The sequence below is a fragment of the Streptomyces sp. NPDC041200 genome (assembly GCF_055591805.1).
Genome location: NZ_JBVIZF010000002.1, coordinates 641492 through 654162 on the forward strand (window position 1 = coordinate 641492; position 12671 = coordinate 654162).

The 12671-nt window shown below is 71.2% G+C and carries 12 protein-coding genes and 1 tRNA gene; 9 read left to right on the forward strand and 4 right to left on the reverse strand.

Annotation, left to right across the window (positions count from 1 at the left end; translation table 11 throughout):
* The first annotated feature begins 270 nt into the window (after positions 1–270).
* The 6 genes from ispD (at position 271) to ACZ6CL_RS08145 (ending at position 6597) form a co-directional block, all read left to right on the forward strand.
* A complete protein-coding gene (gene ispD, locus ACZ6CL_RS08120) occupies positions 271–1059 on the forward strand; it encodes a 2-C-methyl-D-erythritol 4-phosphate cytidylyltransferase (RefSeq protein WP_468933327.1) in 789 nt (262 codons plus the stop codon).
* On the forward strand, positions 1049–1555 hold the full coding sequence (ispF, locus tag ACZ6CL_RS08125; RefSeq protein ID WP_468932627.1) for a 2-C-methyl-D-erythritol 2,4-cyclodiphosphate synthase: 507 nt from the start codon (positions 1049–1051) through the stop codon (positions 1553–1555). The genes ispD and ispF overlap by 11 nt, the downstream gene beginning before the upstream one ends.
* 156 nt (positions 1556–1711) lie before the next feature.
* A complete protein-coding gene (locus tag ACZ6CL_RS08130) occupies positions 1712–2116 on the forward strand; it encodes a PPOX class F420-dependent oxidoreductase (protein ID WP_468932630.1) in 405 nt (134 codons plus the stop codon).
* 88 nt (positions 2117–2204) lie between these two features.
* On the forward strand, positions 2205–3602 hold the full coding sequence (gene cysS, locus ACZ6CL_RS08135) for a cysteine--tRNA ligase (protein WP_468932632.1): 1398 nt from the start codon (positions 2205–2207) through the stop codon (positions 3600–3602).
* 137 nt (positions 3603–3739) lie between these two features.
* Entirely contained in the window at positions 3740–4693 is a 954-nt protein-coding gene (gene rlmB / locus ACZ6CL_RS08140; RefSeq protein ID WP_468932633.1) for a 23S rRNA (guanosine(2251)-2'-O)-methyltransferase RlmB, read from the forward strand.
* Positions 4694–4995: 302 nt separating this feature from the next.
* Positions 4996–6597: a DoxX family protein gene (locus ACZ6CL_RS08145; RefSeq protein ID WP_468933329.1), complete on the forward strand. Its 1602-nt coding sequence runs from the start codon at positions 4996–4998 to the stop codon at positions 6595–6597.
* A gap of 66 nt (positions 6598–6663) precedes the next feature.
* Here the strand turns inward: ACZ6CL_RS08145 and ACZ6CL_RS08150 are convergent, their stop codons facing one another.
* The 3 genes from ACZ6CL_RS08150 to ACZ6CL_RS08160 form a co-directional block, all read right to left on the reverse strand.
* Positions 6664–7479 carry a nucleotidyltransferase family protein gene (locus tag ACZ6CL_RS08150; RefSeq protein ID WP_468932636.1) on the reverse strand — a complete coding sequence of 272 codons (816 nt, stop codon included), beginning with the start codon at positions 7477–7479 and terminating at the stop codon, positions 6664–6666.
* Positions 7480–7584: 105 nt separating this feature from the next.
* Positions 7585–8004, reverse strand: coding sequence for a hypothetical protein (locus tag ACZ6CL_RS08155; protein ID WP_427748162.1), 420 nt, complete (start codon positions 8002–8004; stop codon positions 7585–7587).
* 238 nt (positions 8005–8242) lie between these two features.
* Entirely contained in the window at positions 8243–9379 is a 1137-nt protein-coding gene (locus ACZ6CL_RS08160; protein WP_468932638.1) for an ABC transporter ATP-binding protein, read from the reverse strand.
* A 178-nt stretch (positions 9380–9557) separates the two neighbouring features.
* On the opposite strand from ACZ6CL_RS08160, the gene ACZ6CL_RS08165 reads away from it, so the two are divergent.
* Both ACZ6CL_RS08165 and ACZ6CL_RS08170 read left to right on the forward strand, forming a co-directional pair.
* Positions 9558–9630, forward strand: a tRNA-Thr gene (locus ACZ6CL_RS08165).
* Positions 9631–9795: 165 nt separating this feature from the next.
* The gene (locus tag ACZ6CL_RS08170) at positions 9796–10338 is read left to right on the forward strand and encodes an NUDIX hydrolase (RefSeq protein WP_468932641.1); all 543 of its coding nucleotides are present in this window, start codon (positions 9796–9798) and stop codon (positions 10336–10338) included.
* Here ACZ6CL_RS08170 and ACZ6CL_RS08175 read toward each other — a convergent pair.
* A complete protein-coding gene (locus ACZ6CL_RS08175) occupies positions 10335–11657 on the reverse strand; it encodes a hypothetical protein (RefSeq protein WP_468932643.1) in 1323 nt (440 codons plus the stop codon). The two genes, ACZ6CL_RS08170 and ACZ6CL_RS08175, sit on opposite strands and share 4 nt — an antisense overlap.
* 153 nt (positions 11658–11810) lie before the next feature.
* Between ACZ6CL_RS08175 and ACZ6CL_RS08180 the strand changes: the two genes are divergently transcribed.
* The gene (locus ACZ6CL_RS08180; RefSeq protein ID WP_468932644.1) at positions 11811–12263 is read left to right on the forward strand and encodes an ATP-binding protein; all 453 of its coding nucleotides are present in this window, start codon (positions 11811–11813) and stop codon (positions 12261–12263) included.
* Positions 12264–12671 lie beyond the last annotated feature (408 nt).

Here is a 12671-nt window from a genome sequence, read left to right on the forward strand (position 1 = left end):
TGCCGCGGTGCCCGAGTGATTCAGACCTGCTCCCCGTAAGTCTGTTCGCCGGGCGCTGCGGCATGTTCGCGCACAGGCACCTCAGCCCACCACATCGAAGCCCGAGGCGCAAGACCGTTTGTGGTGTCCCAGTTGTGGTGCACGTCGCTGTTGTGGTGCAAGGTGTGCCGGGCCCGGGCAGCTGGCTCGACCAGTCGTCACGGAAGGGGCCGGTCGGGGCATCGCGCCCGGCACGCTGTGGCCATACCCATTTCGGCCGAGGAAGCAAACCTGAACGCCAACGCAAAGTCCGTAACCCCATCCGATGTCGACGCCGAGCGCCCCGCACGCACCGCCGCCGTGATCCCCGCCGCGGGCCGTGGCGTGCGGCTGGGCCCGGGCGCCCCCAAGGCGCTGCGCCCGCTGAGCGGCACTCCGATGCTCGTGCACGCCGTACGGGCCATGGCCGGATCCCGCGCCGTCTCGCTCGTGGTCGTGGTCGCCCCGCCGGACGGTGCCGACGAGGTCCGCAGGCTGCTCGACGCGTACCCGCTCACCGGGACCACGGAGGTGGTCGTTGTCCCCGGCGGTGAGACCCGCCAGGACTCGGTGCGCCTGGGCCTGGCCGCCGTCCCCGACAGCGTCACGACGGTGCTGGTGCACGACGCGGCGCGCCCGCTCGTCCCCGTGGACACCGTGGACGCGGTCGTCGCCGCCGTACGGGACGGGGCGCCCGCCGTCGTTCCGGCGCTGCCGGTGACCGACACCGTCAAGCGGGTCGAGCCGCGCACCGGCGACCGGGCCGGTGAGCCCGAGCCCGTCGTCGGCACCCCCGAGCGCGCCGTGCTGCGCGCCGTACAGACCCCGCAGGGCTTCGACCGGGCCACGCTCGCCGCCGCGCACGAGAAGATCGTCCTGGAGGGCGACGGCGCGACGGACGACGCGGGCATGGTCGAGCGGCTGGGCGTCGAGGTCGTGGTCGTGCCCGGCCACGAGGAGGCGTTCAAGGTGACCCGGCCGCTGGACCTGGTGCTGGCCGAGGCGGTTCTCGCGCGCAGGAGGAAGAACGATGGCTTCTGAGGAGCGCCCGGGGGCGACTCCCGCGATCCCCCTGGTGGGCATCGGCACGGATGTGCACGCCTTCGAGGAGGGCCGCGAGCTGTGGTGCGCCGGTCTGCTGTGGGAGGGCGAGGAGTGCGGCCTGGCCGGGCACTCCGACGGCGACGTGGCCGCCCACGCCGCCTGTGACGCGCTCTTCTCCGCCGCGGGCCTCGGCGACCTCGGCGCCCACTTCGGCACCGACCGCCCCGAGTGGTCCGGCGCGTCCGGGGTGACGCTGCTGGCGGAGGCGGCCCGGATCGTGCGGGCGGCGGGCTTCGAAATCGGCAATGTGGCGATCCAGGTGATCGGCGTCCGCCCCAAGATCGGCAAGCGTCGCGACGAGGCGGTGAAGGCGCTCTCGTCGGCGATCGACGCCCCGGTCTCGGTGTCCGGTACGACGACGGACGGGCTGGGCCTGACCGGCCGGGCCGAGGGCCTGGCGGCGGTGGCGACGGCGCTGGTGGTGCGGGGCTAGCCCCTGCGCCGCTGGTGGTTCGTGGCTAGCCCTGCGCCGTACGGGCCGTTCCTCGCACCGTGCCCCACACCTTGACGGCGTGTGGGGTACGGATCGGGTAACCCGAATCCATACGGATCCCCGGCCCCCGGCTCAGCACGAGGAAAGGAAGCACCCGTGGCCACCACGCTCTCCGACGACCTCAAGCGCGTCCTCGACACCAATGTCTTCGTCATCATCGGCACCACCCAGCCCGACGGCAGCCCTCAGCTGTCCCCGGTGTGGGTGAAGCGCGACGGCGACGAGCTGCTGTTCTCGACCACCATGGGGCGGCGGAAGCAGAAGAACATCGACCGCGACCCCCGCGTCACGGTCCTGGTGCAGCCCGCGGACGCGCCGTACACGTACGCCGAGGTCCGCGGCACCGCCAGCTACACCACCGAGGGCGGCCGGGAGCTGATCGACGAGCTGTCGCTGAAGTACGTGGGCAAGGAGTACGCCGAATTCAACCCGGCCCACACCCAGGACGCCGAGCGCATCGTCGTACGGATCGCGCCCCGCAAGGTCGTCGGCAGCCTCTGAGCGCGGCGCCACGGAGAAGTGTCACGCTTCTGTGTCCCTGCGGCCGATGGGTCGCGGGGCACTGCCGGATTCCGACTACCCTTGACGCGTGACTATTCGCCTGTACGACACCGGTGCCCGGCAGATCCGTGACTTCTCCCCGCTCACGCCGGGCTGTGTCTCGATCTACCTGTGCGGCGCGACCGTGCAGGCTGCCCCGCACATCGGGCACATCAGGTCAGGACTGAACTTCGACATCATGCGCCGCTGGTTCGCGTACCGCGGCTATGACGTCACGTTTGTCCGTAATGTTACGGACATCGACGACAAGATCATCGCCAAGTCGGCCGAGCAGGGCCGCCCGTGGTGGTCGATCGGCTATGAGAACGAGCGCGCGTTCACCAGCGCGTACGACGTCCTCGGCTGCCTGCCGCCGACCTATGAGCCGCGCGCGACCGGCCACGTCCCCGAGATGATCGAGATGATGCGGGGCCTGATCGACCGCGGTCACGCGTACGCGGCCGAGGGCAACGTCTACTTCGATGTGCGCTCGTACCCCGAGTACCTCCGGCTCTCCAACCAGGATCTGGACGGGCTGCGCCAGCCCAGCGGCGAGGGCGAGACCGGCAAGCGCGATCCGCGCGACTTCGCCATGTGGAAGGCGGCCAAGCCCGGCGAGCCGAGCTGGGAGACCCCGTGGGGGCGCGGCCGTCCCGGCTGGCACCTGGAGTGCTCGGCGATGGCGCACAAGTACCTGGGCAGCGCCTTCGACATCCACGGCGGCGGCGTCGACCTGATCTTCCCGCACCATGAGAACGAGATCGCGCAGGCCAAGGCGTTCGGCGACGACTTCGCCACGTACTGGGCGCACAACGCGTGGGTCACCCTGAGCGGCGAGAAGATGAGCAAGTCGCTCGGCAACTCGGTGCTGGTCTCCGAGATGGTCAAGCGCTGGCGCCCCATCGTGCTCCGCTACTACCTGGGCACCCCGCACTACCGCTCCATGATCGAGTACAGCGAGGAGGCGCTGCGCGAGGCGGAGTCCGCCTTCGCGCGCATCGAGGGCTTCATCCAGCGGGTCATGGAGAAGGCCGGGCCCGTCGAGCCCGCGGCCGACGTGCCGCCCGCCTTCGCCGAGGCGATGGACGACGACCTCGGGGTGCCGCAGGCGCTCGCGATCGTCCACACCACCGTCCGCCAGGGCAACTCCGCCCTCACCGCCGACGACAAGGAAGCGGCGGTCGCGCGGCTGGCCGAGGTGCGGGCCATGCTGGGCGTGCTGGGCCTGGACCCGCTCGACGAGCACTGGTCGGGCGGCTCGGACCGCGGCGAGGATCTGCACGGCGTGGTCGACTCGCTCGTCCGGCTGGTCCTGGAGCAGCGCCAGGCCGCGCGCGGCCGCAAGGACTACGCGACGGCGGACGCGATCCGCGACCAGCTGCAGCAGTCGGGGCTGGTCATCGAGGACACCCCGTCGGGTCCGCGCTGGGAGCTGGGCACCCGCTGACCTGGCTCTTTGTGCCGCCCGCTGGGCCGGGCGGCACACTGGTGTCCATAACATACGACCAAAGACGCGTGGGACGTCGACGCTTTCCGTTGCCGTTTGCCGAGCCGCGCTGAGCAGTGAAGAGATAGGTGACATTCATGGCCGGCAACAGCCAGCGCAGGAACCGCCGTACCAGCAACAAGAAGGGCGCGCAGATCGGCAGCGGCGGCAAGCGGCGCCGGGGCCTGGAGGGCAAGGGCCCCACCCCGCCCGCCGAGGCGCGCAAGGGCCACGCCAAGCAGCGCATCGCCAACGCCCGCACCCGGCAGGCAGCCAAGCGCCCGGCCCCCCGCCGCGGCGGCGCCAAGGGCACGAACGAGCTGGTGGTGGGCCGTAACTCGGTGTTCGAGGCGCTGCGCGAGGGCGTCCCGGCGAACACGCTGTACGTGCAGCAGTTCATCGACAGCGACGAACGGGTGCGTGAGGCGCTGAAGATCGCGGCCGACCGCGGCGGCATCCACCTCATGGAGGCCCCCAAGGCCGAGCTGGACCGGATGACGAACGGGCTCAACCACCAGGGTCTGGTGCTCCAGGTCCCGCCGTACGACTACGCCCACCCCGAGGACCTGAGCGCGGCCGCCTTCGACGAGGGCGTGGACCCGCTGATCGTCGCCCTCGACGGCGTCACCGACCCGCGCAACCTGGGCGCCGTGGTGCGGTCGGTCTCCGCGTTCGGCGGCCACGGCGTGGTCGTACCGGAGCGGCGCGCGGCCGGGATGACCGCCGGCGCCTGGAAGACCTCCGCGGGCACCGCCGCCCGCACCCCGGTGGCGCGTGCCACCAACCTGACCCGGGCGCTGGAGTCCTACCAGAAGGCGGGTCTCACGGTCGTCGGCCTCACGGCGGACGGCGAGACAGAGCTGCAGGACCTGGAGGCGCTGGACGGCCCGGTCGTGATCGTCGTCGGCAGCGAGGGCAAGGGGCTGTCCCGACTGGTCGGCGAGACCTGCGACTTCCGGGTCCGCATCCCGATGCCGGGCGGCGCGGAGTCGCTCAACGCGGGGGTCGCGGCGGGCGTGGTGCTGTACGAGGCGTCGCGGCGCCGGGCGTAATCGCGCGCGGCCCGCTCCGCCCCGCGACGAGGGGCCGGGGCGGGTCCGTACCCCGCGGGCGGGGCGGGTCCGTACCCTGCGCGCGGGGCGGGTCCGTACCTGCGCGCGAGGCGGGTTCGTACCCACGTCCGGGGCGGGTTCGTCGCCACCCCGGACGATCTTGACGGTCCCCCGACAGATCACACCGTCCCCGGCAGTGTCTTTCCCGCCGGTCAGTCGGTTAGTTGAGCGTGGAGACCAGAAAATTCCGCACGCCCCTGGCGGGACGCGCGCGGGGATTCGAGGACGAACCGCAGCTGACCATGGCCAAGGTGCCGTGTGATCCTGCGAAGGTCGCCGTCAATCCCCCCAGCTTCCGGGTGCAGCTCGGCTCCCCGGTCGTGAGCAGCGCGCTGGCGGACACGGCCCGGCTCGCCGGTATCGGGGCCGGGGCCGCGCCCCGGCGCCGCCCGCCCGTGGTGTGGAGCGGCCGCACCCGGCCCGGCGGCGACACGGCGGCGACCCGACTGCTGCAGGCCGTGCGGTACTCCGAAACGGTGGACGGCCCCGAGGACGTGGGCACCACGCAGGTGCTGCCGCGGGTCACCTTCGACGACGGCCCGCCCACGGTCATCGGGCCGCGCAACCCGCACGGTCCGCGCCGGGAGCCGGTGCCGGAGGCCGGGCGGCCGCCGAGGCCGCGGGAGTCGGACGCCACGCACCGTACCGGTCCGACGCCACGCGTCCCCCGGCCGTCCCACGCCGCCCACCAGACCCGCCAGGCGCCTCAGACGCACCGGACGCCCCAGACGCACCGCACGCCCCCGGCCCCGCGCCCCCGGCGCCCCTCCGACCAGGTGCGGCAGCACGCCTACTACCCCGACCGCCGGATGAACCTGGGCGTCGTCCTCCTCCCGCTCCGCGTCTTCCTCGGCTTCATCTCCGTCTACGCGGGCATGGGCAAGCTGTCCGACCCGGTCTACTTCGACGGCGGCGAGCGCGGCTCGATGGTCACCTGGCTGCGGTCCCTGCACCCCTGGCCGATCGCCGAGCCGCTGCGCGACCTCGCGCTGGAGCACCCGGTGGGCGCCGGGCTGACCGTGGCGTTCCTCCAGATCGTGGTCGGCGTGCTCACCGTCCTCGGACTGTGGCAGCGGCTCGCGGCCTGCGTCGGCGCGGTGCTGTCCGCCGCGCTGATCCTCACCGTGAGCTGGCGCACCGTACCGGTCTACGACGCGCCCGACATCATCTACCTCGCCGCCTGGAGCCCGTTGGTCATCGCGGGCGCCCCGGTCTACTCGGCAGACGCCCGCCTCGCGGGCGAGGCCTGGCGGCGGCTCGGCCCGCGCGTCGAACTGGGGGCGCTGCGGCGGCGGGTGCTGCGCCGCGGCACCGTGATGGTGATGGTGGTGGCCGGGCTGACCCTGCTGCTCGGCTCGATGATCGGCGGTGCCGTACGGTCCTCGGAGACGGTACGGGCGCCCGAGCCGCGCGAGGTGCCGCGGAACAGCCTCCCCGGCTCGCCGCTGCCCCGGAAGCCCGAGACCAGCCCACGCGGCGGGGTCGGCGGCGCGGTGGACACCCCCGGATCGCCCTCGCACCGCGCCCCGTTGAGCCGTCCGACCCCGTCCGCCTCGCCGTCGGCGTCCGCCACCTCGGGCAGGCCCAGCGCGACGGGTTCGGCGAGCGGCACCGGGAGCCCCGGCCAGTCGCGGCACGGCGACCGTCCGACCCCCCGCACCCCGAGCCGCCCCGAGGCCCCGATGACGGAACCGGGCCCGCCGGACCTCGGCGGCTCGGGTGTGGGCCTGGGCGGCACGGGCGCGGAGGGCGGCGGCCAGGGCGGCGGCGCCCCGGCGGCCGACTCCTACGACGAGGGCGAACCGGCCCAGGAGGAGGCGGCGCTGGGCGGCCTCCTCGGCTGAACGTCGCGTAGGCAGAAGGCCCTCCGCGCAGGTTTGAGCGCGGAGGGCCTTTTACGTACTCGGGGGTCAGTCGTGCAACGGCCGGACCGGCGTCGATTCCAGCGACCCGCGACCGGACGGCGGAGGGCCAGCGGACAGTTCCTTGGCGGCCTCGGTGAGGTCCTTGGCGGTGTCGATGGCCCGCCAGTACGCCCCGTGGGGCAGCGGAAACCCGGCCAGCCGACGCTCCCGCGCGAGCCGGGGGAACGTCGTGCGCTCATGGTCGCCGCGCCCCGGCAGCAGGGCCGTGAAGGTGGCGGAGAAGACGTACACGCCCGCGTTGATGAGGTACGGGGAGGGCGGCGACTCGATGAAGTCGAGGACGTGACCGAACTCGTCCGTCTCCACCGCCCCCCAGGGAATGCGTGGCCGGGCCAGCGCGAGGGTCGCGACGGCGTCGCGCTCATGGTGGAAGTCGGCCATCTCGCGCAGCGAGAAGCGGGTCCAGATGTCGCCGTTGGTGGCGTACCAGGGCTGCTCGGGGTGGGGGAGCCGGGCGGCGGCGAACTTCAGGCCCCCGCCGCGGCCGAGTGGTTCCTTCTCGACGACGGTCGTCACGCGCAGCGGCAGTTCCGCCGACTCCAGCCAGTCCTGGAGGACGGCGGCGAGATGGCCGCAGGAGACGACCGCGTCGGTGACCCCCTCGGCGGCCAGCCAGGCCAGCTGATGGCCGATGATCGGGGTCCCGGTGCCCGGGATCTCGACCATCGGCTTGGGACGGTCGTCGGTGTACGGACGCAGCCGCGAGCCCTGGCCTCCGGCCAGGACGACGGCCTGCGTGGGGCGCGGGGCGTGCGGGTGGTGGTGAGCGTGGTGCCCCCGCCGGTGGAGGTCATCGGTCATGGATCGCACCATATGCGGTGGCGCGGTGACCGCACGCCGAGCCGAAGCCGGGTGTGGTCGGCGGTGGTGTTGTGGCCAGTGGTGATGTTGTCGGCTGCGGTGTGGTCAGCGGTACGCCTGGGTGATGCCGGACGCGAACGAGGTGTCGCAGACGGGACGGGCGTACGCCTGCGCCCCCTTCGTCCCCCCGTACTTGGCGACCGCGGCGCGGCCGAGCGCACGGGCGATGTCCGCGCAGTGCCGGGCCAGCGAGGGCCGCTCGTTCGTGGCGACCTGGAGGTGAGTGAGGGCCACTCCCGGATCCTTCTCCTGCAGTTCCGCGAGCAGCCGGTCGCGCAGCAGCTCGTGCGGGGCGCGGTGCACGGCCTGGGTGGAGGCGCGGTCGGAGGAGGCGGTGAGGATCTGCGACTCGGCGCTCGGCGAGGCCCACGGGACGCGGGTGACGGCGAGCGTTCCGGAGAGGACGAGCACGACGGGGAGGACGAGCGCGAGGGTTCTGCCGATACGGCGGGCTGCGGTGTTCACGGGAGGGATCGTAGCGAGGAGCGATGATTTGGCGACATTGAGTCACCATGCCGGGTGATGGAAACCCGTTCTTGGGCGTGGGCGGGTTGACGAACAGAATCGAAAAGCCCGGAATGTCAGTGAATTTATCGACAACACCACAACGCCACAACACCACAACGCCACGTTCGCCGCCGTGGCCACGAGAAAGGCGCCGCCGCCGCGATGCGGCAGACGACGCCTTCCCTCAAAACCTGACTCAGTCGCTGAGCCGCTCCCCGGTGGAGGTGGAGAAGACGTGGGCCTCGCCCGGCTGCGGCACGACGTGCAGCTGCGCGCCCTTCTCCGGCACCTGGCGGCTGCCGACCCGGATCACCAGGTCCTTGCTCTCGCCGCCGACCTCGGCCGAACCGAAGACGTACGCGTCCGCGCCCGTCTCCTCGACCACGTTGACGGTGATCGCGAGACCGGCCGGGGCGTCGGCGGTGGCCTTGGTCAGCGCCTTCGCCGCCCCGCCGTTCGCCTCCACCACGTCGAAGTGCTCGGGCCGGACACCCACGGTGACCGTACGGTCGCCCTTGTCGGCCGCGGCGGACAGCGCCTCGCGGTTGACCGGGACCACGCTGTTGCCGAACTTCACGCCGCCGTCGGTGATCGGCACCTCGACCAGGTTCATCGCGGGCGAGCCGATGAAGCCCGCCACGAAGAGGTTGGCCGGACGGTCGTACATGTTGCGCGGCGTGTCGACCTGCTGCAGCAGCCCGTCCTTGAGGACGGCCACCCGGTCGCCCATGGTCATGGCCTCGACCTGGTCGTGGGTGACGTACACCGTGGTGATCCCCAGCCGCCGCTGCAGGCTCGCGATCTGCGTACGGGTCTGCACACGCAGCTTGGCGTCCAGGTTCGACAGCGGCTCGTCCATGAGGAACACCTGCGGCTCCCGCACGATGGCCCGCCCCATCGCCACGCGCTGCCGCTGACCACCGGACAGCGCCTTCGGCTTGCGCTCCAGGTACTCGGTGAGGTCCAGGATCTTCGCCGCGTCCTCGACCTTCTGCCGGATCTCGGTCTTGTTGACCCCGGCGATCTTGAGCGCGAAGCCCATGTTCTGCGCGACGGTCATGTGCGGGTACAGCGCGTAGTTCTGGAACACCATCGCGATGTCCCGGTCCTTCGGCGGCAGGTGCGTCACATCGCGGTCGCCGATCCGGATCGCCCCGCCGTTGACGTCCTCCAGCCCCGCGAGCATCCGCAGCGACGTGGACTTCCCGCAGCCCGAGGGGCCGACCAGAACGAGGAACTCGCCGTCTTGGATGTCGATGTCGAGCTGATCGACGGCGGGCTTTTCGGTGCCCGGGTAGATCCGGGTCGCCTTGTCATACGTGACCGTGGCCATGGTGATCTGGTCCCTTCACCGGCAGGAACGTGCCGGACGATCCGAGTAAAGGTAGGGGTCTAGTCCACTGCAGGTGGATTGGCGTGACGCTATACCGCCCACCCCCACCCTGTCTCTACTCCGGACACCAGAATTTTCGAACGGAGCACCCCGGTGTGGTGGGTACACTGCTGGGGACGCCGACTTAGCTCAGCTGGTAGAGCACCGCTCTTGTAAAGCGAAGGTCGTCGGTTCGAACCCGACAGTCGGCTCTGTGCCAGAGCAGGGAAAAGCCCCGGACGGTCTGCCGTCCGGGGCTTCTGACATCTCCAGCCGACATCAGTCGCCGTGAGCGCTGCGCTACGCCCCACTCCGCGGGCGAACCAGGCAGCGGCGGTGACATGCTGAGCCCTGTGTCGGCGAAGAGGGGTGGGCTCATGCGGTGGACTGTCCATGGTGAGCGGCAGATCTACAGCAACCCGTGGGTGAACCTGTGGCTCGTGGACGTCCAGCAGCCCGATGGGCGCCGCTGGGAGCACCACGTGGTGCGGATGCGGCACCTGGCCGTCGCCGCTGTGGTCGATGAGCAGAAGCGGGTCCTGATGATGTGGCGGCATCGCTTCGTCACCGACGCCTGGGGCTGGGAGCTGCCCATGGGCCTCATCGAGCCCGACGAGACTCCGGAGCAGGCCGCCGCGCGCGAGGTCGAGGAGGAGACGGGCTGGCGGGTGGAGGCGGTCAAGCCACTGGTGTACGCCCAGCCCGCGAACGGCATCACCGACTCCGAACACCACGTCTTTCGCGCCGACGGCGCGACGTACATCGGCCCGCCGACCGAGCAGAACGAATCGGACCGCATCGAGTGGATCCCGCTCTCGGAGATCCGCGGAATGATCGACCGCCGCGAGATCGTCAGCAGCGGCAGCCTGGTCGGCCTGCTGTACCTGCTCCTGGACGAGGCCACCAAGCCCGCTGTCTAGCGCAACACCTCACGCATGCGCTGCTCGAACCTGATGACCGATGTTTCGCGGGAGTAGGGCGTCAGCCGACGGTGGAACTCGTGGATGTGTCCCACGACCCGGGGTGAGTCGATGACTGCGGTGAGGTCGAGCGCGAGCCCCGCGCTGCCGCAGGCGTCGTCGAGCTTTCCTTGCTGGAGCTGAGCGCTGGCCAGCCAGAAAGCATGGAGCGCCCGGCCGCGCTGCCGGGACGCCGTCTCGCGACGCAGCCCCTCGGCGATCAGAGGCTCGGCCTGCTGCGCCTCGCCGAGCCGGGCCAAGGCGATACCCGCGTCGGCGAGCAGCTTGGCTTCGTCGAAGTAGCGAACCCAGGAGGGCGCTTCGTCTTCTCGGCCCCGCGCGAGCTCATACGTGTCGCGGGAGCGGCCGATGGCCTCATGGCAGGCGGAGGCGTCGCGCAGGGCCGCGTGACCGAACGCTTCGCGCATGTGGAGCATGGACATCACCAACGGCTGGTCACCAACGGCTCGCGCGGCGTCCTGAGCCCTGCACGCCAGGGCAACCGCATCCACAAGGTTGCCGTCGTAGGTCGCCTGCAAGCTCATGCAGGAGAGCACGTTTGCCATGAACAGGTGATCTTCCTGCCCGTGGGAAAGCGTCAGGGCCTGGGTGAAGTAGAGACGGGCGGTGCTGTACTGGCGCGCATCGAAGTACGCCCAGCCCGCGAGGCGAGCCAACTCGGCGGCGAGGGAGTGGAGTTCCGGCCTCAGCGCGGCGTTGGCCGTGCGCATCATCTGGGTGACGTAATTGAGGTGGCCCAGGACAGCGGGACGCAGAGATGTGCCGCCGTGTTCGTCGTCGCGACGCCAGTAGTCCTCTACCGCTGAACGCAGCCCGGCGACGGTGGAAGGACCGGCCCACCCGTCGGCCAGTGCCAGGACCTCATCGAGACCACCGCCAGGAGCGGAGACGGCTGACCGTGGCTCGTCAGCACGCCATGACACCCGCTCGGGATCCGGAGCAGTCGCGGGTTCAGGCGCCGAGGACGGAACTTCCCACGGCCGGTGCGCGAGTCCCAACATCCCTCCGGGGATGCGAAGGCCGTCGGCCACCCGCTCGATCACATCGATGTGTGCCAAGGCGCGGCGTCCAGCCATGATCTCGCCCACCCTGCTTGGCGTCATGCCGCACCGGGCGGCGATCCGCGAGGGGTAGATCCCCGCTTTCAGTTTGACCAGTTGGAAGATGCGCGCGAAATCCCGCCTCCGGCATGCGTCCTGCCACTCCGGGTTGGCCAACAGCGCTGGTGGAAGCGCAGGGTGAGGCTGCGAATCGGGCACTCGGGCCCCTCTTCCTCGTCCCGCGGCAGCGGGCAATCCGGGCAGTGAACCGCCGACGATTTTACCCACGTTGGGTAATCAAGATGACCTGTTTCCGTAATCACCGTTGCGGTGGGATGGCCCCCTGGAACCACCACGCGACAAGGGGACGCCATGCTCCCGATGACCACCCACACCCCACAGCAGCCCGCTGCCCGGCAGTGGAAGGTGCAGTTGCCGTCCACGCCCAGATCCGTCCGCCTCGCCCGTGATCAGGCAGGCGAAACACTCCACGATTGGGGTTACGCCCAGGGAGCCATCGACCGGTTGCTCCTGGTCTGCAGTGAGCTGGCCACCAACGCCGTTCGGCATGGCCACGAGCGCGGCCGCCTCTTCGAAGTCCGTCTCCACGACGAGGGCGCCAGTTGTCTCGTCCAAGTCTCCGACGCAGCCAATCGCCGTCTGCCCCACTGCGTGAAGGCCGGCGAGGACGACGAACACGGCCGCGGCCTCGAACTCGTCCTGGCCTTGTCCGAGGAGGTCGGCCACCACCCCCGAGACCCGATCGGTAAGACCGTCTGGGCCCGCCTCGTCCTGGATACGTCGGAAGAGGACCCCACCGTATGAACTAACGGCTGCTCTCTCCTCACCGGCGGTGGCCCTCCGCGCCCGCCGCCCAGCTCTGCCCGTCCTTCGACACAACGCGTCCTACGGGGTTCAAGGCGCCGCGCAAGCGCGGCGCGGCACCCGGTCGGGCCGCGCACCGCCGCTCCTGCCTCCGTCCCGCTCCGGCGCCCGGCCCGACCGGGTGCCGCGTGCGACAAGCGGCGGCGATGACCGGCAAAGGCATGCCTCCGGCGGGGGCGCTCCGGCTCCGGGATGGAGGGGCGCCGTACGCGAGTACCGGTTAGTAGTGGCGTGCGCGGGGAGCTCCCATCCCGTCTGCCGTCGACCCAGGCAGAGCCGAGCAGACGCGGCCCCTGGCGTCCAGGTCGTTCGTACAGTGGCGCGCTCCACCTGGACGCCAGGAACCAC

Bases quoted from the DNA above. Each gene is read 5' to 3' on its own strand.
- rlmB (WP_468932633.1), top strand. From the start codon at position 3,740: ATGGCCGGCAACAGCCAGCGCAGGAACCGCCGTACCAGCAACAAGAAG.
- ispF (WP_468932627.1), top strand. From the start codon at position 1,049: ATGGCTTCTGAGGAGCGCCCGGGGGCGACTCCCGCGATCCCCCTGGTG.
- ACZ6CL_RS08150 (WP_468932636.1), bottom strand. From the start codon at position 7,479: ATGACCGATGACCTCCACCGGCGGGGGCACCACGCTCACCACCACCCG.
- ACZ6CL_RS08180 (WP_468932644.1), top strand. From the start codon at position 11,811: ATGCTCCCGATGACCACCCACACCCCACAGCAGCCCGCTGCCCGGCAG.
- ACZ6CL_RS08145 (WP_468933329.1), top strand. From the start codon at position 4,996: ATGGCCAAGGTGCCGTGTGATCCTGCGAAGGTCGCCGTCAATCCCCCC.
- ACZ6CL_RS08160 (WP_468932638.1), bottom strand. From the start codon at position 9,379: ATGGCCACGGTCACGTATGACAAGGCGACCCGGATCTACCCGGGCACC.
- ACZ6CL_RS08170 (WP_468932641.1), top strand. From the start codon at position 9,796: ATGCGGTGGACTGTCCATGGTGAGCGGCAGATCTACAGCAACCCGTGG.